Below are 20,185 nucleotides of genomic sequence, written 5' to 3'. Positions count from 1 at the left end.
ATCACGAACTGCGCACCGCGCCGCAGGTTGGCGCAACGGCGGATTTCACGGGAAGGAAGTTCGGGTAGACTGCGCAGCGGGTGCTCTGGATCTTTCTGTCCGGAGCCTTGGCAAAGGAGAGAAAGAGAAAGGCCCCGAGTCGATATTATCAACCCGAGGCCACTCTGATGCCAAGCAACATCAGGTTAGCCTCTTACCCGCCGCAAGGCAAGGATAGGGAGGTCAAAAATGCAGCAAAAACGGGTCGTGCTTAAGCTGGTGATCGTCTGTATGACGCTGATCGCGTTCATCTGGCTAACCCGCGGTTCGCTGTGCGAACTGCGCATCAGGTTGGGAGACTCGGAGGTTGCGGCCACTTTGGCTTACGAATCCGAACGGTAAGGCAACCCAACGGCGGGGTTCGCCCCGCCCGTTGGCGGATGGTGTCAGGCAGGATCCACGAGCACCCGCCTTTTCAGCCGCTGACCGTCAGCTTGTCATAGCCGCGCAGGCGGTAATTCACCACCGACACCAGCCAGCAGAAAATGAACACGGCGATCACCCAATAACCCATCTCCCCCAGATGATCGTTGAGCCGCGCCACGGCGTCCCACAGCGGGCCGGACAGCGCCAGCTTGTCGGCGATAAGTCCGAGCGCTTCGATGCCGCCGATAAACACCGCGATGATCACCGACGCCGCCGTGATGGTCATGTTGTAGTACAGTTTGCGGATCGGTTTGGAGAACGCCCAGCCGTAAGCGCCAATCATCACGAAGTTGTCGATGGAGTCGATCAGCGCCATGCCGGCGGCGAACAGCGCCGGGAACAGCATGATGCTCCACAGGTTCATGCCGTGGCCGGCGCCGGCAGCCGAAATCCCCAACAACCCGACCTCGGTGGCGGTGTCGAAGCCCAGGCCAAACAAGAAGCCCACCAGGTACATGTGCCAGCTCTGATTCACCAGCCTGAACAGCGGGCGGAAGCAGCGCGCCAGCGCACCGCCGCCGCTCATCAACAGATCCAGCGATTGATGCGCAGGCAGCTCGCCCGCCTTCACCTGCCGGAAAGCGCGCCACACGGAGATCAGCACCAGCAGGTTGATAAAGGCCACCGTCAGCAGAAACAGCGCGGACACCAGCGTGCCGATCAAACCGCCGGTTTCGTGAAACCAGCCCATCTGTCGGCTGAACATCATCGCCGTGGCGGCAATGGCGGCCGAGGCCAGCACCACGATGGTCGAGTGGCCGAGCGAGAAGAAGGTGCCGACCGCCACCGGCGTTTTGCCTTGTTGCATCAGCTTGCGGGTCACGTTGTCGATCGCGGCGATGTGATCGGCATCCACCGCATGGCGCAGACCAAAACTGTAGGCCAGCAAGGCGGTGCCCATCAGCGCCGCATTGTCTTTGAACACCGCCAGCGCCAGCAGCCAGACAACGACGTTGACCGCCACCAGCCCCAGCAGCAGGGATACAGCCCGCTGCCGGGCCGCGCCATGCAATCCTTCGGAAATTACCGCCATACCCACACTCCCGTTTTCTCGTTATGTTGAAATCAATGGATTAGCGCCGCGCCGCGATCACCGCCGGATTGGCGCTCAAAAACAGCCAGGACGCGATCACGAACGGCATGGTCAACGACGGCATCCCCAGCGGAGCCAGCAAGGTATTGAAAGCCCCCTGCACCAGCACCGTGAAAATCACGCCGAGCAGCGTATAGATAAGCACCCGCCGGCCGGGCGGGTTGAAGACGGAACCCAGCGCCACCGCCGTCAGCACCGCGCTGAAAGCATATAGCCCGGCGAAGACCGCCTGCGGATCGGCGCCGATCGCCAGCGCGGTGATCACCGCCAGCAAGGCGCCGAAAAAACCCAGCGCCATCGCGCGCGGCGACGAAACCGCCAGCCCGAGCAACAGCAGCACGCCGCCGCTCACGCTGCTGCACAAAAAGACCTGGGAGACGCCGTGCAACGCACCGCTCAACACCTCCGCCAGGTCGGGATGCGGGTTGAACACCGCGCCGTCGGCCGGGATGGCCGCCGGCGGCAACCGCACATGCCGCAGATGGCTGAACGGGTAGCTGGCCAGCAGCACCGTCCAGGTGGTCAGCACGAAAGGCGCGGTCAGCGCCGCGATCTTCCAGGTACGCAGCAGCCGATTGAGGCCGACGGTGACGATCACCGAGATCGCGCTGCTGAAGATCACGCCGATCCACAGCCAGACAGAGGGCAGCAAAAAAGTCGGCAGCGCGGCGCCGACCAGGCAGCCGTTGTAGCCATAGAGACCGGTGCGCAACGCTGCGCGATCGTCCACCAACCACGCCGCGCTGAGCGTCGCCGCCGCCGTACCCAGCAGGCAGCCGAAGGCCACCTGCGGCAGCCCTTCTTCCCAGGCGCCCACGAAAATGGCGATGAAAAACAATAATCCGGTCAAAGGGTTATTTTGAAACATCACCTGCGAACAGCCGCGCAGCACCGCATCCGTCACCGCCGCTATTCGGCTGCGGGCGCACAACGCCGCCCAACTCCACTTTGTCGTCATGACCGCTTCCCGCTGCAGACTAGCGCCAGATAAAAGGCTCGGGCAGCGTCACGCCCAGGATTTCCTCCCGGGCGACGCGCCAGAAAGCGCGAATCGCCGCCTTCACCTGGCGCGCCTCTTTGCCCAAAGCCTTAAAGATCAGCCCGCACTCATTGGGCAACCGGCTGACGCCGCTGGCGATCCCCTCAGCCTCGTCATAGCGGGGCGCGATGCGATCGAGGATCCGCTGATGATGCTCGGGCGGCGTCAGCAGGATCACATTGCCGAACACATCGAACGGCCCCATCACGCCGACCCCGTTCAACGGGTGTTTATGCGGTTCCAGCACATAGCGCTCGACAAACAGCATGTTGCCCGCGGGGCGACAGGCGCTAATGCGCGAAGAGTAAATGTCGAATCTGAAACCGCGATCCGCCTGATGGTGTTTGCGCCCCGACATCAGGATCTCGCCATAGAGCAGCGTCGCCGTGGGGTGCAGCGTAATGCGGGTATCGGTAATGAAGCGCGAGCCGCAGTGAGGGATCACCGGATCGGGCATCATCTCCAGATAGCTGCCCTCTTCGAGCGTCAGCGTCTGCATCTGCGCCGCGTAGTTATTTTCCATGGCGTGGATCTTGGTCGCCGATTGAGTGGTGACATGCCCGCAGGCCCGGGAGGCGACCTGCACCTCGAGCGTCAGGCGATCGCCCTGCAAGATGCAGCCCGAGGTGGAGATGACGAATACGCACGGCATCTGCGGCAGCGCCTCGTCCCAATACAGCGCCCGCTGCACCAGAAACGGCACGCGCCGCTCCATTTGCCGCAGCACGCTGCGATGCCCGTTCAGCGCGAACCCCAGCCGCAGATAGCCGGTTTTGCCCACGCCGCCGCTGGCCATCTGCGGCGGTTCGTCCTGGTAGGCGGCCAACTCCGGCGCGTCGGCGCCGAGTTGCGCCACGCGCCTCGCCGCTTCGCTGACGGCCGTCATACCGCCGCCGACGGCGCGTGGGTGAACAGGAAATCACGCATGATCATATCCACCAGTTCGTCGATGCCTTCGCCGGTTTTGCAGTTGGTGAGGATATAAGGCCGCTCGCCGCGCACCACGCGCGTATCGTGTTCCATCACCGCCAGGCTGGCGTCGACGTACGGCGCCAAATCGATTTTGTTGATCACCAGGATGTCGGCCTGAACCAGGCCCGGGCCGTTTTTGCGCGGGATCTTTTCCCCTTCGGCGACGTCGATAACGTAGATGTAAAAGTCCGCCAGCGCCGGGCTGAAGGTCAACGTCAGGTTATCGCCGCCGCTCTCGATCATCACCACGTCGCTGTCCGGGAAACGGGCCTCCATCTCCTCCACCGCGGCGATATTCATGCTCGGATCCTCGCGCACCGCGGTATGCGGGCAGGCGCCGGTTTCCACGCCCAGAATTTTCTCCTCGTCGAGGATCCCCTTGAGCGTGCGCTTGACCTGTTTGGCGTCTTCGGTAGTGACGATGTCGTTGGTGATGATTAACGGGCTGATGCCCCGTTCGATCAGACGCGGCGTAATGACTTCGATAATCGCGGTCTTGCCCGAGCCTACCGGGCCGCCGATGCCAATGCGGGTAATTTTCTTCACTCTGCTCGTTCCTTTATCATTAGTTGCTGAACAGTCGGGTAAATGCGCCGACGTGCAGCGCGGCCAGGACGTCGGTCACCGGCGCGTAAGAGGCCATTTGTTCAACGCCGCCGCGTTCGGCTTCGTCACAAAAAACGTCGATGTCCCGGTTGAGTTGAAACAGGATGCGTTGGGTGTCGATATGGGTGACGCGCATCAGGCGCATGGCGGCGCTGAGAATGGTCATCGCCACGCCGTACTGATGCATCACCGCCACCTCGCGCGGCCCCGCGCCCAGCGCCGTCATCACTACCGCCTGCGTCACCGGATAGGTGCCGGCGGCGCGGCCGGTTTTGATCTGCTCAAGCCACCAGACCACCTGGGGCTCATCACAGATGGCCGCCGTCATTTCCGCCAGCTTCTTTCCCATCCTCACCACCATGCTGCGGCCTTCTTCATTCAGCTTGCGGTTGAACAGCGCCCAGTCGTGCCCGATAACCGCCTCGCGATCGCCCCCCTGCAGCGCCCGGCAGGCCGCCGCGACCGCCCGGCCGTCGCCGCCCGCCGCCTGTTGTAAAGCGGTGCGGGTGAACGATTTCAGCGTGTCGACATCGCGCACGATGCCGGCCTGGATCGCCGACTCGACGCCATTGGAAAAGGCAAACGCCCCCACCGGCAGCACCGAGTCGGCAAACTGCAGGATGCGAATCAGCTGAACAGCGTTCATTTCAATTTGATCACATGCTGACCGAGGAATGGGCTGTCAACATGCACATGGGTCGCGGAATCCTCCGCGCCGCCGAACAGCAGGCGCGCTTCGGGCTGGGTCAGATGCGGCAAAATGCTTTCGCCCTTCACGAACGAATAAGGCAGCGCATGAAAGCCGTGGGTTTTCATCACCGAATCCATCACCTTGGTCGCCACCGTCAGCGGAATAAAGATGCGATTCCCTTTGATGACCGATTTCCAGTGCTGATTGCCCAGGGCATGCCCCAGTTCGAACGCGGTCTTCAGCACCGTCGCCATATCGGTCGCCAGCAGCGACTCAAGATGGATTACCATCACATCGCGCAGGTTCATCTGCACCACCACCGCGCTGCGGTTCGCTTCGTCCCAGAGCAACACGTCGCCGTCGGCCAGCACCTGGTGACGATCGAGGGAAATACCGAGGTCCTGGCCGTCGCGGGTGGTTTTGCGGCAGCGGCTTTTCTGCGCCTCCCACTGCGAGAGCGCCAGCACGTCCAGCGAGGCATGTTGCAAGCGCTCACGCCAGTCGGCATCCCGTTTGATATTGCCGAGTATCTTTTCAATCACGATCATGAGCGGCGGTTCCTAGCTGAAGAAGTAGCGTTGATTAAGCACGGCGGTGGCGATCGGCTTCACCGTGGCGTGTTCGCCGTTGACCTTGACGGCGAAGGTTTCGGGGTCCACCTCGATGTGCGGCGTTTCCGCATTGCGCACCATGTCCTGCTTGGAGATCGCGCGGCAGTTATGCACTGCCATCACCTGCCGCTCCAGCCCCAGTTTCTCTTTGATGCCGTCGTGCAATGCCGCGCCGGAGACGAAGGTGACGCAGGTTTCCTGCAGCGATTTGCCCATGGCGCCGAACATCGGTCGGTAGAACGTGGGCTGCGGCGTCGGCAACGACGCGTTGGGATCGCCCATCACCGCCCAGTTAATCATCCCGCCCTTGATCACCAGCTTCGGCTTGGCGCCGAAGAAGCGCGGCTCCCACAACACCAGATCGGCCATCTTGCCGACCTCGACCGAACCCAGCACGTGGCTGATGCCCTGCGCGATCGCCGGGTTGATGGTGATCTTCGCCACGTAGCGCAGCACGCGGAAGTTATCGTGTTCCGCCGCATCTTCCGGCAGCTTGCCGCGCGCGGCTTTCATCGCGTGCGCCGTCTGCATCACCCGCAGCCAGTTTTCGCCAACCCGCCCCATCGCCTGGGAGTCGCTGGAAAACATCGACAGCACGCCCATGTCGTGCAGCACGTTTTCCGCGGCGATGGTTTCCGGCCGCACCCGGCTTTCGGAAAACGCCACGTCGGCCGGCACATTGGGGTTGAGGTTGTGGCACACCATGATCATGTCGAACAGTTCGGCCTGACTGTTGATGCCGAACGGCAGCGTGGGGTTGGTGGAGCTCGGCAAGACGTTCATCTGCGCGGCAACCTTGATGATATCCGGCGAGTGCCCGCCGCCGGCGCCTTCGGTGTGGAAGGTGTGGATAGTGCGCCCTTCGAAGGCGTCGATGGTGTCCTCGACGTAGCCGCCCTCATTCAGGCTGTCGGTATGCACCGCCACCTGAATATCCATGTCGTCGGCCACCCGCAGCGCGTGGCGCAGCGCGGAGTTGGTGGCGCCCCAGTCCTCATGCACCTTCAGCCCGGCCACGCCGGCGGCGATCTGTTCGACCAGCGGCGCAGCGTGCGAAGCGTGCCCCTTGCCGAGCATCCCCACGTTGACCGGCATGCTCTCAAAGGCGCGCAGCATGCGGTGGATATGCCAGGGCCCGGCGGTCACCGTGGTGCCGTTGGAACCGTCGGTCGGCCCGACGCCGCCGCCGAAGAAGGTCGTCACGCCGTTGGAGAGCGCATGTGCGGCCTGCTGCGGCGAAATGAAATGAATGTGCGTATCGATGCCGGCGGCGGTCAGGATCAGGTGTTCGCCCGAGATGGCGTCGGTGCTGACCCCCACCACCATGCCGGGCGTGACGCCGTTCATCATCGCCGGGTTGCCGCTTTTGCCAATGCCGGCGATCAGGCCGTTTTTAATGCCGACGTCCGCCTTGATCACCCCTTGCCGGGCGTCCAGAATGGTCACATTGGTAATGACCAGATCCAACACATTGTCGCTGGTTAATCGGTTATCGGCGCCCATGCCGTCGCGCAGCGACTTACCGCCGCCGTAGACCGATTCCTCACCGTAACCGCGCAGATCTTTTTCTATTTCAATAAACAGTTGCGTATCGCCCAAGCGAATTTTATCGCCGGTGGTCGGGCCGAACAGCCCGGCATATTCCTGCCTGGAGATCGTTGGCATGCTTTATTCCTCGTCCGTCTTGATGGGCGCCTGATCGCGGTTTTTATAACCCAGCTCAATAGCTCGCTTTACATCTATAGTTTTCTTTACTCTTTCACCGGCGGCTACCGGGCTGTCGCCCGCCCAACCGTCCACCAGATTATTAAAACCATAAACCGTTTGCTTGCCGCCGATGGCAATAAGCGCTACCTCGATTTCATCGCCGGGTTCAAAACGGATCGCCGTCGTGGCGGTGATATTTAACCGTTTGCCAAAGGCGGCGGCGCGATCGAACTGCAGCGCTTTGTTGGCTTCGAAGAAATGAAAGTGTGAGCCAACCTGAATAGGCCTGTCGCCGGTATTGCGCACCGTTAAAATAACCGTCTCGCGATCTTCATTGAAGGTGATGGGACTTTCGGACAGGATATAGCCGCCTGGCGGCACGTGCTTTTCTTTGTCATGCTTTTTCATCGGAATACCTGTGCTGATAAGATTCGTCCATGGGATTCAGGAAGGCCATCGGCGCTTATTGAATAGGATCGTGCACCGTCACCAGGCGGCTGCCGTCGCTGAATATCGCCTCGACCTGCACATGCGGGATCAAGTCCGCCACGCCGTCCATGACGTCATCGCGGCTCAAAACCTGCCGCGTGTCGTTCATGACTTCTTCCAGCGTTTTTCCCTCGCGGGCGCCCTCCAGCGCCGCGGTGGTAATAATGGCCACCGCCTCGGGATAATTAAGCTTTATCCCTCTGGATTTTCGTTTTAATGCGACGTCAGCCAGGGTATAGACCATCAGCTTTTCGATTTCTCTTGGCGTTAATTGCATGTAGCACTCCGATCTCGATAGAAATAATCAGACAAAGTGAGGCCAAAGGTTACTTATAGTTAATAACCTTGCGTTATTTATTTACGGTTGTCCGATACTCGAATAATCTAGGGGGTAATATTGAGATAATCAACCCGCTGCTTTATTCAAACCCGAGCATGAGCTATCCCATTTCCTAAAAAAGTAACGGCGACGTGATAGTTTTTATCGATAAAAAGTCTTTTTTCATCTCCCCACTCCCACAATAAAACGATCAAAAAAAGAACGGATGGCGTTTTTTTATTTTAATTACCGTCATGAAATCCAGATAAATAAGCACTGTCCTTATGGATGGCATTAATATTAAAGACATGTAACCAACGGTCAGAAAATATAATTAAATTTACAAATAAGACGCGAGTGAAAATACCTTTTTAGTTAAAAACAATTTATCTATTCTGTTACTGATGCCAATAAGTTATTAAAAAAAAACCGGCCGCAGCCGGGTTTGCCTCATTACTGTCGGGCTCTTCAGCCTTGCTGACGAATGCGCGCCAACAGCGCGTCGATATGCTCGATCTGCGGCGCATTGACGATCAGCGTGCGCCCCAAACCCAGCGCATGACGCTGACAGTCGAGGCGCATGTCGGCGTCGGCGATGCTGTCCAGATCGGCGACGTGCGCCAGGCCGATAGTGCGCCGAATCAGCTCGGCGCCGCAGTACCCTACCGCATCAATCCAGACCTGCTGCAGGAACTGCTCGGCGTAACCCGGCGTCGCCAGCGCCGCATCACGGCTTTGCTGATGGCACAGCGCCAGGAAACGATCGGCAAAGATCAGCCACAGCTCGCGCACATCCTGCAGACGCTGCTCGCGCCCGGCGGCGGCGTCGCGCGGCCCGAACAGCCCAGGCTGGCCGCAATAGTTGAGCAGCAGATTGCCTAACGCAGTGCCGACATCAAAACCGATCGGGCCGTAGAAACCGAATTCAGCGTCGATCGCTTTCAGTCGCCCTTCCGCCACGAAAATTGAACCGCTGTGGATATCCCCGTGCAACAACGCCTCCGCCTTGCTGAGAAAGCGGTGTTTCAGGCCGGCGACCGCCAGCTTCAGCGGCGCATCCTCACGCAGCGCCTGCACCTGCGGCAACAGCGCCGCCTCGAACTGATTGCGCTCATGGTCGATATAGGGATCGGTAAAGAACAGATCTTCGGTGATCTGGCACAGCTCGGGGTTGGTGAAGCGGCTGACTTCCGCTTTTTTCTGCTGCGCCGACTGATAAAAATCGGAGGTGTGGAACAGCGTCTGCGCCAGGTATTCCGCCAGCTGACCGGCCGCCAGCGGATGATAGTTCCCCTGCACCAGTTCGCTGCGCCAGATGCGATGATCGGAGAGATCTTCTTGCACCATCACCGCCAACTCGGGATCGTGGTGCAGGATTTTTACCGTATGTCGCGGGCAGAAACCGCCGTGGATCAACAGCGTTTCCGCTTCGATGCGCGCCCGATCCAGCGTCAGCGGCCAGGATTCGCCCACGCAGCGCACGTACGGCAACGCCTGTTTGACGATCACCCGGCTCACGCCTTCGCGATCGCGGATCTTGAACACCAGGTTCAGGTTGCCGTCGCCGATCTCGTCGGCGCTCACCAGCGCTTGCGGATCGGCCACCTGCCCGTATTGGCGGGCGTATTCAACGGCATCGGCAGCCGTAAACGTACGATAAAGCGACATTCCCCAACCCCTCTGTTCTCTCTCGCTGCCCCCAGCGATTCTGTTTATTTAGACGTAAAAGCATTTGGACGTCTATACATCTGGAAGTCATGTTGGCAGAATAGCGTTTCAGATGCAATAACCTCGCAACAAGGAATTAACCGCCGATGCAAGCGCTTAACACCACCAGTTTGACCCTGCGGGACAACCGCCTTTGGATCCTCGATCAGCAAGCCCTGCCGCAGGAAAAGCGGTGGCGCACCTGCGACAGCGTGGAGGAGTTGGTCGGGCACATTCACAGCCTGCGGGTGCGCGGCGCGCCGCTGATCGGGCTGTCCGCCAGCCTGCTGTTGGCGCTGCTGGCGGAACGCGGTGTGCCGCGCGCCGAGCTGGAACAGGCGCTGCACACGCTGCGCGCCGCCCGCCCGACGGCGGTTAACCTGATGAACAATCTGGATCGCATGAAGCTGGCGCTGGCGGAGCCGGACTGGGCGCCGGCGATGGTGAACGAAGCGCTGCGGCTGGTGGAGGAAGATCGCCGGCTGTGCGATCGCATCGCCGATCACGGCGCTGGGCTGGTCAAGCCAGGCAGCCGCCTGCTGACCCACTGCAATACCGGCGGGTTGGCCACCGCCGGCGTCGGCACCGCCATCGGCGTGCTGCTGCGCGCCCACCAGCAGGGCAAAGTGCAACAGGTATGGGTTGATGAAACCCGGCCGTTGCTGCAGGGCGGCCGTCTGACCGCCTGGGAACTGGGCGAGCTGGGCATTCCCTATCGCCTGATCTGCGATTCGATGGCCGCCAGCCTGATGGCGCAGGGCCAGGTCGATGCGGTGTGGGTCGGCGCGGATCGCATCGCCGCCAACGGCGACGTCGCCAACAAGATTGGCACCTACAGCCTGGCGGTGCTGGCGCACTACCATGGCATTCCATTCTACGTGGCTGCCCCACATACCACCCACGATCCGCACTGTCCGGACGGCGCCGCCATCCCGATCGAGCAACGCGCGGCGGCCGAAGTCACCGGCGTTTCAGGCAGCTTCGGCGCCTGCCAGTGGGCGCCGGCCGATGCGCCGGTCTGCAATCCGGCGTTCGACGTCACGCCGGCCAAGCTTATCAGCGGGTGGGTGTTCGACAGCGGCGTGATCACGCCGCAGCAGGTTGAAGCGGGGATTTTCCAGCGGGCGCTGGGTTAACGCCCGCCGGTTGACGATCAGTCCAGGCGCGGATAGGCATCGGCGATCGTGTCGCCGGTGAAATGCGCCACCCAGCCTTCCGGGTTGTCAAATACCCGGATCGCGGTAAAGTGCGGCGCCGAGCCCATATCGAACCAGTGGCGAGTGTTGGCCGGCACCGAGATCAGATCGTTCTTTTCGCACAGGATCTGGAAGATCTTGCCGTCCAGATGCAGGCAAAACAGCCCCGCCCCTTCAACGAAAAAGCGCACTTCATCCTCGCCGTGCGTGTGTTCGGACAGGAATTTTTCGCGCAGCGCCTGACGCTGCTCGTGGTCCGGCCGCATGCTGATCACGTCCCAACTCTGGTAGCCCTTTTCCGCCACCAGCCGGTCGATCTCATGCTGATAGGCGGCGATCACCGCCTCCGGCTGCGGGTTGTCGCCCAACTCGCGATCCGCCTGCCAACGCTCAAAGCGCACGCCGATCTGCGCCAGCTGGCGCTGGATTTCCTGCGCGTCGCGGCTCTGCCACAGCGGCTGCTGCGGTGCTGTATCACTGAAAATGGTCAATCCACTCATGAGACAAACTCCCCTAAATCGATGTGATCAAAACGGCTGACCTGCGGATGCCGGCTCTGTGCGTCCGCCTCATCGCGGATCAGCTGGCAGGTATGCCAGCCGGCGGCCTGCGCGGCGTCCAGCTCCTGGTGAATATCGGACAGGAACAGCAGTTCGTCGGGCGCGATGCCGATAGCCTGCGCGATGTTGCGGTACGACGCGGTTTCACGCTTGGCGCCGACGCGGGTGTCGAAATAGCCGCTGAACAGCGGCTGCAGATCGCCGGCGTCGCTGTGGCCGAACAGCAGCTTCTGCGCCTCCACCGAACCGGAGGAATAAACGTAAAGCTTCAGCCCCTGGCGCTGCCAGGCAGCCAACTGCCCGGCGACCTCCGGATAAAGATGTCCGCGGAAGTCGCCCTCGCGATAGCCGCTGCGCCAGATGATGCCCTGCAGCGCCTTGAGCGCGGTGGATTTGCGATCTTCATCCATAAAGCGATACAGCGCGGCGATCAGCGCATCGAGATCCGCCTGCGGCTGGTCAATTTCAGCGCGCAGCGCCGCCAACGGCGCGGCGACTTCGCTCTCCGTGGCGTGACGGCGTACAAAATCCGCCAGCCGCTCGCGGGCATAGGGAAACAGCACCTGATGCACGAAGCGAATATCGCTGGTGGTGCCTTCAATATCGGTCACGATAGCGCGGATCATTTCGCCTCCAGCAAGCGACGTTGCAGTTCACACTGGAACAGGAATTCCAGCCCTTCGAGATGGCGGCGGGCTTCCGCCACCTGACCTCCCCAGCAATAGAGACCGTGGCCGCGCACCAGAAAACCGTACTGCAGCGGCGTGACCTCGGCATAGGCCGCGACGCGCGACGCCAGCCGGGGAATGTCCTGATCGTTATCGAAAATGGGGATCGCCACGCTGTCCAGGTGGCTGCGCTGACCGGCGAGCGACTTTTGCATTTCGTACCCCTGCAGCACCAACGCATCGCCGCGTTCCACCCGCGACAACACGGTGGCGTTGACGGAATGGGTATGCAACACCGCGCCAAGGTGCGGGTACAAGCGATAGAGCAGCGTATGCAGCCCGGTTTCCGCCGACGGCGTACGGCCGCTCGGCACGTGATTGTCAGCGATATCCACCCGCAGAAAATCGGCGGCGCTCAGACTCCCTTTGTCTTTGCCGGACTCGGTGACCAGGCACTGGCGTTCGTCGAGGCGCAGCGACATGTTGCCGCCGGTCGCCGGACACCAGCCTTTGTCGCCAATCCAGTGGCAGGCCGCCAGTAATGCGGTAAGTTGCGGATTCTCCGTCATTGTTATCGTTTCCCGTTCGGTATAGCGGTCAGCAGGTGAGGCTTAGCCGGCTGCGCGACAGGCTAAGCACTTTTTCGCATTTAGCCATCTAAGCGTCTTGATTGCCAAATACTAGCATCGTGTTATATTGACGGCAATATAAGCGCCTGGAGTATTCACCTGCTATGAGCACTTCCGCATTGATTCCCGACAGTAAACTGCCTGCCCTGGGCACCACCATCTTCACCCAGATGAGCGCGCTGGCGCAGCAGCATCAGGCGATCAACCTGTCGCAGGGCTTCCCTGATTTTGACGGGCCGGACTACCTGAAAGCACGCCTGGCCTGGCACGTCGCCCAGGGCGCCAACCAATATGCGCCAATGACCGGCGTGGCGGCGCTGCGCGAAGCCATCGCCGACAAAACCGCCGAGCTGTATGGCTGGCAGCCGGATGCCGGCAGCGAAGTGACCGTCACCGCCGGTGCCACCGAAGCGCTGTTCGCCGCCATCACCGCGCTGGTGCGCCCCGGCGATGAGGTGGTCTGTTTCGATCCGAGCTACGACAGCTACGCGCCGGCGGTGACGCTGGCCGGCGGCGTACTCAAACGCCTCGCCCTGCAGCCGCCCGCATTTGCCGTGGATTGGCAACGGTTCGCCGCCGCGCTGTCGCCGCGCACCCGTCTGGTGATCGTCAATACGCCGCACAACCCGTCCGCCACCGCCTGGCAGGCGGAAGACATGCAGCAGCTGTGGCACGCCATCGCCGAGCGCGAGATCTACGTGCTCAGCGACGAAGTCTACGAACACATCTGCTTCGCCAAAGGCGGGCACGCCAGCGTGTTGGCCCACCCACAATTGCGCCAACGGGCGATCGCGGTGTCCTCCTTCGGTAAAACCTTCCACATGACCGGCTGGAAAGTGGGTTACTGCGTGGCGCCCGCCGCGCTGAGCGCCGAGGTGCGCAAGGTGCATCAATACCTGACCTTCTCGGTCAACACCCCGGCGCAGCTGGCGCTGGCGGATAGCCTGCGCGCCGAGCCGGAGCACTGGCGACAGTTGCCGGCATTCTACCGCGCCAAGCGCGACCGCTTCGTGCAAGCGCTGGCGAGCAGCCGACTGGAAATTTTACCCTGCGCCGGTACATACTTCTTGCTGGCGGACTACAGCGCCATCTCCGATCTGGACGATGTGGCGTTCTGCCATTGGTTAACCGAGCACGTGGGCGTGGCGGCCATTCCGCTGTCGGTCTTCTGTGCCGATCCTTTCCCCCATAAATTGATCCGGCTGTGCTTCGCTAAACAGGACGCCACGCTGGATGCAGCTGCGGAGCGGTTATGTCGACTTTAAAAATTACCCTGTTGCAGCAACCTCTGGTCTGGCGCGACGGCCTCGCTAACCTGGCCGCCTTCGACGCGTTGCTGGCGCCGATCGTCGGGCGCGATCTCATCGTCTTGCCGGAAATGTTCACCACCGGTTTTGCCATGGATGCCGGCGAGAGCGCCCTGCCCGAACAGCAGGTGATCGACTGGCTGCACGGTTGGGCGGTGAAAAGCCACGCGTTGATCGGCGGCAGCGTGGCGCTGAAAACCGCCGAAGGCGCGGTCAATCGCTTTCTGCTGGTGGAGCCGGGCGGCCAGGTGCATGCCTATGATAAACGCCATCTGTTCCGCATGGCCGGCGAACACCTGCACTATCAGGCCGGCAACCGGCGCGAAATCGTCGAGTGGCGCGGCTGGCGCATTCTGCCGCAGATCTGCTACGACCTGCGTTTCCCGGTCTGGGCGCGCTATCAGCAGGATTACGATCTGGCGCTGTACGTCGCCAACTGGCCGGCGCCGCGCAGCCGCCATTGGCAAACGCTGCTGGCGGCGCGGGCGATTGAAAATCAGGTGTATGTGGCGGGCTGCAACCGGGTGGGCGACGATCCGAACGGCCTGAACTACAGCGGAGACAGCCTGATCATCAGCCCGCAGGGCGAGATCCTGGCGGATGCCGAGCCCGGCGCAGCCGCGCGGCTGGACGCCGAGCTGTCGCTGGAAACCCTGCAGAGTTACCGCAGCGCCTTTCCGGCCTGGCGCGATGCCGACAGCTTTCTGCGTCTTGACTGATTAAACGCGATCCCAGCCGGCGATCGCCAGGCAATAGGCCTGGATCGCCAGCGCTACGTCAGCCTGCCGCACCGCTTCAGCCGGATGATGGCTGACGCCGCCGGCGCAACGCACGAACAGCATGCCGACCGGCCATTGCGCCGCCACGGCGATGGCGTCATGACCAGCGCCGCTCGGCAGCGCCAGACTCTGCCCCTGTACCTGCTCGACGGCCGCCTGCCAGCGGCGCTGCAGATCGCTATCGCAGGCGGTGGCGTCAATGCGGTAAAACTCCTCGCTGGCGAAGCGCGCTCCGCGGCGTGCGCAGATCGTCTGCGCCTGCGCCAGCAACGTCGCCAACAGCGCCGCCAGCGGCGCATCCTGCGGGCCGCGCACGTCGAGCGTCAATCGCACTTCGCCCGGGATCACGTTGGCCGCGCCCGGCAGGCTCTCGATGCAGCCGACGGTGGCCACCAGATGCGGATCGGCGGCGAGGGTCAACGTTTCAACCGCCGTTATCCATTCCGCCGCGGCCGCCAGCGCGTCTTTGCGCTGCCCCATCGGCACCGTACCGGCATGGCCCGCCTCCCCGCTAAAGACGCAGTTAAGCCGACGCGCGCCGTTGATCGCCGTCACCACCCCCAGCGCCAGGTCGGCCGCCTCCAGACATGGGCCCTGTTCGATATGCAATTCCAGATAAGCGCGGATTTCCTGCGGCGCGCGGCGCGCCTGCGCGATCGCCGTCGGCTCCAGCCCAAAGTCGCGCATGGCCTGCGCGATGCTCACCCCGTCCGCGTCAGTCTGCGCCAGCCATTCCTGCGGCCATTGGCCGGTCAAGCCGCGGCTGCCCAGCAACGTCACGCCGAAGCGAGCGCCCTCTTCGTCGGCAAAGCCGATCACCTCCAGCGCCAGCGGCAAACGACGCCCCTGGCGGTGGTATTGCGCCACCGTTTCCAGCGCCGTGAGCACGCCGAGCATGCCGTCATAACGCCCGGCGTTGCGCACCGTGTCCAGATGCGAACCCAGCAGCAGCGCGGGGGCGCCGGGCGTTAGCCCTTCATAACGGCCACAGATATTGCCGACGCTGTCTTGCCACACCCGCATGCCGCTCTCGCGCATCCATTCGCCCACCAGAACGTTGGCGCGCCGATGTTCCGCAGACAGATAAAGACGCGTCAGTTTACCGGGCTCCGCGCTGATCGCCGCCAGCTCGTCACAGCGCGCCATCACCCGCGCGGCGGCCTGCTGCGCCTCCTGCGGCGTCATTCTGGCCGTCCTGCATCGTACAGGTTCCAGGCCGCCTGGAGGGCCTCCCCCTGTTGCGTGGCGAAGCCCAACCGGTTCAACACCGCCTCCAGCGCCGCCAGCGTTTGCAGCACGCAATCTTTGCGCGCGTTGTAGCCCATGGTGCCGATGCGCCAGATCTTGCCCTGCAGCGGGCCGAACGAGGTGCCGATTTCGATAGCGAAATCGTTCAGCATCATCTGCCGCACCTGCTCGCCGTGCACCTGCGGCGGGATCATCACGCCGAGCACGTTATTCATGCGGTGCTCGAGATCGCCGAACACCGCCAGCCCCATGCCTTGGATGCCCGCCAGCATCGCCGCGCCGTGCAGCCGGTGGCGGGCAATGGCCTGATCCAGCCCTTCCTCGAGGATCACCCGCGCGCATTCTCGTGCCGCGAACAACATGCTGGTGGCTTCGGTATGGTGATTCAGGCGTTCCGGCCCCCAATAATCCATGATCATGCCGAGGTCGAAATAGTTGGAGTAGATCATCTCGTCGTCGCCGTCGGCATGTTCGGCGGTGCGGATCCCCTCCTCCACGCATTTGCGACGGCGCACGATCTCTTCAAACTGCGGGCTGAGGGTGACCGGCGAACTGCCGGAAGGGCCGCCCAGGCACTTCTGCAGCCCGGCGGAGACCGCATCCAGCCCCCAGGCGTCGGTCTCCAGCGGGTTGCCGCCAAAGGACGCCGTCGCATCGGTATAGAACAGCACGCCGTGGCGGCGGCAGATATCGCCCAGCTCATGCAGCGGCTGCAGCATGGTGGTGGACGTGTCGCCCTGCACCGTCAGCAGCAGGCGCGGGCGCACCCGCTTAATCGCGTCTTCGATGCGATCGGCGCTGAACACCTCGCCCCACGGCGCGTCGATCGTGTGTACCTCGGCGCGACAACGGCGGGCAATTTCGCACAGCAGATGTCCGAAGCGGCCGAATACCGGCACCAGCACCTTATCGCCCGGACGAATGGCGGAAACCAACAGCGCCTCGATGCCGGCGCGTGAGGTGCCGTCCACCAGCATCGTCCAGCGGTTTTCGGTGCGGAACAGCGCGCGATACAGCGCCATGACCTGATTCATGTAACCGGTCATTGCCGGATCGTACTGGCCGATCAGTTGGCTCGACATGGCGCGCAGCACGCGCGGATCGGCGTTGATCGGCCCCGGCCCCATCAACAGGCGCGCCGGCGGGTTAATCTGTTCGAACTGCGGAGTAGTTAGCATGTTATTTCCTTACCAGCTTAATAACTTGTCATTTTATTTGCCGAAATCAGGCTTCTGACAACCCGCGCACAGAAGCGATAAACTGTTTCAATTCCTGCGTTTGCGGATTGGCGAACAGCGTGCGGCTATTTCCCTGCTCCCACACCTTGCCCTGGTGCATAAATACCACCCGGTCGCCCACCTCGCGGGCGAAGCTCATTTCATGAGTGACCAGAATCAGCGTCATGCCCTCTCGCGCCAACTGTTCCAGCACCTTCAGGACTTCACCCACCAGCTCGGGATCCAGCGCCGAGGTGATCTCATCGCACAGCAACACCTTCGGTTTCATCGCCAGCGCCCGGGCGATCGCCACCCGCTGCTGTTGCCCGCCGGAAAGGTTGGCCGGCGCGTAATGCATGCGCTCACCCAATCCCACCTTGTTCAGCATCTGTTCGGCCAACTCGCGGCACTCGGCAGCGCTTTTTTTCAGCACCCGGCGCGGCGCCAGCATCACGTTTTCCAGCGCCGTCATATGCGGGAACAGGTTGAAGTTCTGAAACACCATGCCAATCGAGCGGCTGATTTCACGCGCCTGCGAATCGCGATCGGTGATGGTCATGCCGCCCAGTTTGATGCTCCCTTCCTGATACCCTTCCAGCCCGTTGATGCAGCGCAATAGCGTGCTTTTACCAGACCCGCTGCGGCCGATGATCGACACCACCTGCCCCATGTCGATATCCAGATCCACGCCCTTCAACACATGATTCTGACCGTAATATTTTTGAACCTGATTAATGGTGATGATCGGCATGGCATTTCTTCTCCAGATAATGGCTGTAACGCGACAAGGGATAGCACATCAGGAAATAGCCCAACGCGACCAGACCAAACACTTTGAAGGGCTGATAAGTCACATTGTTCAGCATGGTGCCGGCCTTGGTCAGCTCGACGAAGCCAATGATCGACGCCAAGGCGGTGCCCTTGATCACCTGAACCGAGAAACCGACGGTCGGCGCAATGGCGATACGCACCGCCTGCGGCGTGATGACGCGCATCAGCGTCTGCGTGAAACTCAGCCCGAGACAACGGGCTGCCTCCCACTGACCTTTCGGCAAAGCGGCGATGCTGCCGGACCAGATATCCACCAGAAAAGCGCTGGTGAATAGCGTCAGCGCCAGTGCGGCCGCGGTCCATGGGCTGACGTCGACGCCGAACAGCGCCAGACCGAAAAACGCCAAAAACAGCTGCATCAGCAGCGGCGTGCCCTGAAACAGTTCAGCGTAAACGCGGACAAAACGCATTGCCCAGCGGCGCTTGCTCAGGCGCATCAACACCAGCGGCAGCGCCACCAGCGTGCCGCCGAAGAACGCCGTCAACGACAGCAGCAGCGTCCAGCGAGCCGCCAACAGCAGATTGCGCACGATGTCCCAATCGGTAAACGTCAGCATCAGTTCCGGCTCCCTAAAAAACGCCGCCCGGCGGCCAGTAACAGTTGACGCATCAACAGCGACAACAACAGATAAAGCAGCGCCGTCACCAGATAGACTTCAAAGCTGAGGAAGGTGCGCGACTGGATCAGGTTGGCGGCGAAGGTCAGCTCTTCGAATGAGACCTGCGACACCACCGAGGATCCCAGCATCACGATGATGCACTGGCTCACCAACGCCGGATAAATACGCTGCAGCGACGGCGGCAGTACGATGCGTAAAAAGGTCTGGCTGCGGCTGAGCCCCAACACGCGTCCCGCTTCCCACTGCCCCTTCGGCGTGACCTGAATGCCGGCGCGAATAATTTCGGTGCTGTAGGCGCCAAGGTTGATCACCATCGCCAGCAGCGCCGCCTGCCCGGCCGTCAGTTTCCAGCCCAGGCTCGGCAGGCCGAACACGATGAAGAACAACTGCACGACGAACGGCGTGTTGCGCACCACTTCGACGTAAACGCCCCAGAGGCGGCTCAGCGCGCCGGCCCGGCCGCTGCGGATCGCCGCGCCGCAAATGCCCAGCGCAACCCCCATCAACGTCGCCAGCGCCGTCAGCGCCATCGTCGTCAGTAACCCCGCCAACAGCTCAGGCATGTAGGGCCAGAGCGCGGAGAAATTCAGCTGATAGGTCATCCGCCGCTCCCGTTATGCGCCAAAACCATCGGGCAGCGGCGCCTTCAACCATTTCTCCGACAGGCCATTCAGCGTCTTGTCCGCCAGCGCCTGTCCAATCAGCGCATCCACCGCCGCTTTCAAGGCCGGTTCTCCCTGGCGCAACCCCACGAAGCACGGCGAATCTTTCAACATGAACTTGGCGGCCGGCGCCTTGCCCGGATTCTGGCGCGCCAGGGCGCTCACCACCATGTTACCGGTGGCGATGTACTGCACCTGCCCGGAGAGATAGGCCGACAGCGTCGTGTTGTTATCCTCATAACGCTTGATCTGCGCCCCTTTAGGCGCGCCGTCGCTCAGCACCATATCCTCCACCGCACCGCGCGTGACGCCGACGGTCTTGCCATCGAGCTGCGCCATGTCCGCCAACGCGCCGTCTTTAGGACCAAAGACCCCCAGGAAGAACGGCGCATAGGCGCGGCTGAAGGCGATGGTCTTTTCACGCTCCGGATTTTTGCCCAGGCTGGAGATCACCAGATCCACTTTATTAGTCTGCAGATAAGGCACCCGGTTGGCGCTGGTGACCGGCACCAACTGCAACTTAAGTTTCATCTTATCGGCCAGATAACGCGCCATATCGATGTCATAACCCTGGGGCTGCAGATCGGTGCCCACCGAGCCGAATGGCGGGAAATCCTGCGGCACCGCCACGCGCAGGACGCCGCGCTGCCGGATCTCTTGCAATTGATCCGCCATGGTCGGCGCGGCCTGCGCCAGCAAGGCGATCCCAGTGAAAACCGTCCACAGCGTTTTTTTGATGTTCATAGCGTATCCCCGATGGTGAAAAGAT

Annotated in this window: 23 protein-coding genes; 4 read left to right on the top strand and 19 right to left on the bottom strand. The window is 61.9% G+C overall.

All coding sequences use genetic code 11. The features are described 5' to 3' along the window. Positions 1 to 228 precede the first annotated feature (228 nt). Positions 229 to 381, top strand: a complete 153-nt coding sequence (locus EDY99_RS01275; RefSeq protein WP_004930217.1) for a Hok/Gef family protein — start codon at positions 229 to 231, stop codon at positions 379 to 381. A gap of 73 nt (positions 382 to 454) precedes the next feature. Here the strand turns inward: EDY99_RS01275 and EDY99_RS01270 are convergent, their stop codons facing one another. The 10 genes from EDY99_RS01270 to mtnK form a co-directional block, all read right to left on the bottom strand. Continuing rightward, positions 455 to 1,498 carry a HoxN/HupN/NixA family nickel/cobalt transporter gene (locus EDY99_RS01270; protein WP_052133748.1) on the bottom strand — a complete coding sequence of 348 codons (1,044 nt, stop codon included), beginning with the start codon at positions 1,496 to 1,498 and terminating at the stop codon, positions 455 to 457. 40 nt (positions 1,499 to 1,538) lie between these two features. Further along, positions 1,539 to 2,516, bottom strand: coding sequence for an urea transporter (gene yut / locus EDY99_RS01265; RefSeq protein WP_033651015.1), 978 nt, complete (start codon positions 2,514 to 2,516; stop codon positions 1,539 to 1,541). A 19-nt stretch (positions 2,517 to 2,535) separates the two neighbouring features. Then, a complete protein-coding gene (locus EDY99_RS01260; protein WP_047572551.1) occupies positions 2,536 to 3,483 on the bottom strand; it encodes an urease accessory protein UreD in 948 nt (315 codons plus the stop codon). Beyond that, positions 3,480 to 4,115, bottom strand: a complete 636-nt coding sequence (ureG, locus tag EDY99_RS01255) for an urease accessory protein UreG (protein ID WP_047572554.1) — start codon at positions 4,113 to 4,115, stop codon at positions 3,480 to 3,482. The genes EDY99_RS01260 and ureG overlap by 4 nt, the downstream gene beginning before the upstream one ends. 19 nt (positions 4,116 to 4,134) lie before the next feature. After that, entirely contained in the window at positions 4,135 to 4,821 is a 687-nt protein-coding gene (locus EDY99_RS01250) for an urease accessory protein UreF (protein ID WP_042783734.1), read from the bottom strand. Then, positions 4,818 to 5,414, bottom strand: coding sequence for an urease accessory protein UreE (gene ureE, locus EDY99_RS01245; protein WP_047572557.1), 597 nt, complete (start codon positions 5,412 to 5,414; stop codon positions 4,818 to 4,820). The genes EDY99_RS01250 and ureE overlap by 4 nt, the downstream gene beginning before the upstream one ends. 12 nt (positions 5,415 to 5,426) lie before the next feature. Further along, positions 5,427 to 7,142, bottom strand: coding sequence for an urease subunit alpha (locus EDY99_RS01240; RefSeq protein ID WP_033641966.1), 1,716 nt, complete (start codon positions 7,140 to 7,142; stop codon positions 5,427 to 5,429). Positions 7,143 to 7,145: 3 nt separating this feature from the next. Continuing rightward, positions 7,146 to 7,592 (bottom strand): urease subunit beta, encoded by a 447-nt coding sequence (locus EDY99_RS01235; protein ID WP_033641965.1) that lies wholly within the window; start codon positions 7,590 to 7,592, stop codon positions 7,146 to 7,148. Positions 7,593 to 7,647: 55 nt separating this feature from the next. After that, positions 7,648 to 7,950: an urease subunit gamma gene (locus EDY99_RS01230; protein WP_025160087.1), complete on the bottom strand. Its 303-nt coding sequence runs from the start codon at positions 7,948 to 7,950 to the stop codon at positions 7,648 to 7,650. 510 nt (positions 7,951 to 8,460) lie between these two features. Next, positions 8,461 to 9,660 (bottom strand): S-methyl-5-thioribose kinase, encoded by a 1,200-nt coding sequence (mtnK, locus tag EDY99_RS01225; protein WP_069099965.1) that lies wholly within the window; start codon positions 9,658 to 9,660, stop codon positions 8,461 to 8,463. Positions 9,661 to 9,806: 146 nt separating this feature from the next. On the opposite strand from mtnK, the gene mtnA reads away from it, so the two are divergent. Beyond that, entirely contained in the window at positions 9,807 to 10,835 is a 1,029-nt protein-coding gene (gene mtnA / locus EDY99_RS01220; RefSeq protein ID WP_033641962.1) for an S-methyl-5-thioribose-1-phosphate isomerase, read from the top strand. Between the two features lie 17 nt (positions 10,836 to 10,852). Here the strand turns inward: mtnA and EDY99_RS01215 are convergent, their stop codons facing one another. Genes EDY99_RS01215 through EDY99_RS01205 form a run of 3 tightly spaced genes read right to left on the bottom strand, consistent with a single transcriptional unit; the run spans position 10,853 to position 12,692 of the window. After that, on the bottom strand, positions 10,853 to 11,395 hold the full coding sequence (locus EDY99_RS01215) for an acireductone dioxygenase (RefSeq protein WP_033641961.1): 543 nt from the start codon (positions 11,393 to 11,395) through the stop codon (positions 10,853 to 10,855). After that, on the bottom strand, positions 11,392 to 12,081 hold the full coding sequence (gene mtnC, locus EDY99_RS01210; RefSeq protein WP_046688277.1) for an acireductone synthase: 690 nt from the start codon (positions 12,079 to 12,081) through the stop codon (positions 11,392 to 11,394). Before mtnC ends, EDY99_RS01215 begins: the two co-directional genes overlap by 4 nt. Beyond that, positions 12,078 to 12,692 carry a methylthioribulose 1-phosphate dehydratase gene (locus tag EDY99_RS01205; RefSeq protein WP_122016495.1) on the bottom strand — a complete coding sequence of 205 codons (615 nt, stop codon included), beginning with the start codon at positions 12,690 to 12,692 and terminating at the stop codon, positions 12,078 to 12,080. The genes mtnC and EDY99_RS01205 overlap by 4 nt, the downstream gene beginning before the upstream one ends. Positions 12,693 to 12,856: 164 nt before the next feature. On the opposite strand from EDY99_RS01205, the gene EDY99_RS01200 reads away from it, so the two are divergent. Both EDY99_RS01200 and EDY99_RS01195 read left to right on the top strand, forming a co-directional pair. Continuing rightward, complete coding sequence (locus EDY99_RS01200) at positions 12,857 to 14,017, top strand: pyridoxal phosphate-dependent aminotransferase (RefSeq protein ID WP_033641958.1); 1,161 nt, start codon at positions 12,857 to 12,859, stop codon at positions 14,015 to 14,017. Further along, positions 14,005 to 14,778, top strand: a complete 774-nt coding sequence (locus EDY99_RS01195; protein ID WP_033641957.1) for an amidohydrolase — start codon at positions 14,005 to 14,007, stop codon at positions 14,776 to 14,778. The genes EDY99_RS01200 and EDY99_RS01195 overlap by 13 nt, the downstream gene beginning before the upstream one ends. On the opposite strand, the gene hpxK is transcribed toward EDY99_RS01195, so the two are convergent. From hpxK to EDY99_RS01165, 6 genes are read right to left on the bottom strand one after another with little or no spacing between them, the layout of a single operon-like run. After that, a complete protein-coding gene (hpxK, locus tag EDY99_RS01190; protein WP_123061401.1) occupies positions 14,779 to 16,023 on the bottom strand; it encodes an allantoate amidohydrolase in 1,245 nt (414 codons plus the stop codon). Further along, positions 16,020 to 17,264 (bottom strand): alanine--glyoxylate aminotransferase family protein, encoded by a 1,245-nt coding sequence (locus EDY99_RS01185; RefSeq protein WP_033641955.1) that lies wholly within the window; start codon positions 17,262 to 17,264, stop codon positions 16,020 to 16,022. The genes hpxK and EDY99_RS01185 overlap by 4 nt, the downstream gene beginning before the upstream one ends. Before the next feature lie 46 nt (positions 17,265 to 17,310). Further along, positions 17,311 to 18,054 (bottom strand): amino acid ABC transporter ATP-binding protein, encoded by a 744-nt coding sequence (locus EDY99_RS01180; RefSeq protein ID WP_033641954.1) that lies wholly within the window; start codon positions 18,052 to 18,054, stop codon positions 17,311 to 17,313. Then, positions 18,035 to 18,691, bottom strand: coding sequence for an amino acid ABC transporter permease (locus tag EDY99_RS01175; RefSeq protein ID WP_033641953.1), 657 nt, complete (start codon positions 18,689 to 18,691; stop codon positions 18,035 to 18,037). Before EDY99_RS01175 ends, EDY99_RS01180 begins: the two co-directional genes overlap by 20 nt. After that, the gene (locus tag EDY99_RS01170) at positions 18,691 to 19,356 is read right to left on the bottom strand and encodes an amino acid ABC transporter permease (RefSeq protein WP_033634112.1); all 666 of its coding nucleotides are present in this window, start codon (positions 19,354 to 19,356) and stop codon (positions 18,691 to 18,693) included. Before EDY99_RS01170 ends, EDY99_RS01175 begins: the two co-directional genes overlap by 1 nt. Before the next feature lie 12 nt (positions 19,357 to 19,368). Then, on the bottom strand, positions 19,369 to 20,160 hold the full coding sequence (locus EDY99_RS01165; RefSeq protein WP_033641952.1) for a transporter substrate-binding domain-containing protein: 792 nt from the start codon (positions 20,158 to 20,160) through the stop codon (positions 19,369 to 19,371). Between the last annotated feature and the right edge of the window lie 25 nt (positions 20,161 to 20,185).

Source organism: Serratia sp. LS-1 (assembly GCF_003719595.1).
Classification (GTDB): Bacteria; Pseudomonadota; Gammaproteobacteria; order Enterobacterales; family Enterobacteriaceae; genus Serratia; species Serratia ureilytica.
The sequence above is the reverse complement of the archived record's forward strand: the minus strand, read 5'-3'. Positions and strand labels throughout refer to the sequence as shown.

Excerpts from the sequence above, each read along its gene's own strand:
- EDY99_RS01275 (WP_004930217.1), top strand. The coding sequence starts at position 229 with ATGCAGCAAAAACGGGTCGTGCTTAAGCTGGTGATCGTCTGTATGACG.
- EDY99_RS01270 (WP_052133748.1), bottom strand. The coding sequence starts at position 1,498 with ATGGCGGTAATTTCCGAAGGATTGCATGGCGCGGCCCGGCAGCGGGCT.
- yut (WP_033651015.1), bottom strand. The coding sequence starts at position 2,516 with ATGACGACAAAGTGGAGTTGGGCGGCGTTGTGCGCCCGCAGCCGAATA.
- EDY99_RS01260 (WP_047572551.1), bottom strand. The coding sequence starts at position 3,483 with ATGACGGCCGTCAGCGAAGCGGCGAGGCGCGTGGCGCAACTCGGCGCC.
- EDY99_RS01250 (WP_042783734.1), bottom strand. The coding sequence starts at position 4,821 with ATGAACGCTGTTCAGCTGATTCGCATCCTGCAGTTTGCCGACTCGGTG.
- ureE (WP_047572557.1), bottom strand. The coding sequence starts at position 5,414 with ATGATCGTGATTGAAAAGATACTCGGCAATATCAAACGGGATGCCGAC.
- EDY99_RS01240 (WP_033641966.1), bottom strand. The coding sequence starts at position 7,142 with ATGCCAACGATCTCCAGGCAGGAATATGCCGGGCTGTTCGGCCCGACC.
- EDY99_RS01235 (WP_033641965.1), bottom strand. The coding sequence starts at position 7,592 with ATGAAAAAGCATGACAAAGAAAAGCACGTGCCGCCAGGCGGCTATATC.
- EDY99_RS01230 (WP_025160087.1), bottom strand. The coding sequence starts at position 7,950 with ATGCAATTAACGCCAAGAGAAATCGAAAAGCTGATGGTCTATACCCTG.
- mtnK (WP_069099965.1), bottom strand. The coding sequence starts at position 9,660 with ATGTCGCTTTATCGTACGTTTACGGCTGCCGATGCCGTTGAATACGCC.
- mtnA (WP_033641962.1), top strand. The coding sequence starts at position 9,807 with ATGCAAGCGCTTAACACCACCAGTTTGACCCTGCGGGACAACCGCCTT.
- EDY99_RS01215 (WP_033641961.1), bottom strand. The coding sequence starts at position 11,395 with ATGAGTGGATTGACCATTTTCAGTGATACAGCACCGCAGCAGCCGCTG.
- mtnC (WP_046688277.1), bottom strand. The coding sequence starts at position 12,081 with ATGATCCGCGCTATCGTGACCGATATTGAAGGCACCACCAGCGATATT.
- EDY99_RS01205 (WP_122016495.1), bottom strand. The coding sequence starts at position 12,692 with ATGACGGAGAATCCGCAACTTACCGCATTACTGGCGGCCTGCCACTGG.
- EDY99_RS01200 (WP_033641958.1), top strand. The coding sequence starts at position 12,857 with ATGAGCACTTCCGCATTGATTCCCGACAGTAAACTGCCTGCCCTGGGC.
- EDY99_RS01195 (WP_033641957.1), top strand. The coding sequence starts at position 14,005 with ATGTCGACTTTAAAAATTACCCTGTTGCAGCAACCTCTGGTCTGGCGC.
- hpxK (WP_123061401.1), bottom strand. The coding sequence starts at position 16,023 with ATGACGCCGCAGGAGGCGCAGCAGGCCGCCGCGCGGGTGATGGCGCGC.
- EDY99_RS01185 (WP_033641955.1), bottom strand. The coding sequence starts at position 17,264 with ATGCTAACTACTCCGCAGTTCGAACAGATTAACCCGCCGGCGCGCCTG.
- EDY99_RS01180 (WP_033641954.1), bottom strand. The coding sequence starts at position 18,054 with ATGCCGATCATCACCATTAATCAGGTTCAAAAATATTACGGTCAGAAT.
- EDY99_RS01175 (WP_033641953.1), bottom strand. The coding sequence starts at position 18,691 with ATGCTGACGTTTACCGATTGGGACATCGTGCGCAATCTGCTGTTGGCG.
- EDY99_RS01170 (WP_033634112.1), bottom strand. The coding sequence starts at position 19,356 with ATGACCTATCAGCTGAATTTCTCCGCGCTCTGGCCCTACATGCCTGAG.
- EDY99_RS01165 (WP_033641952.1), bottom strand. The coding sequence starts at position 20,160 with ATGAACATCAAAAAAACGCTGTGGACGGTTTTCACTGGGATCGCCTTG.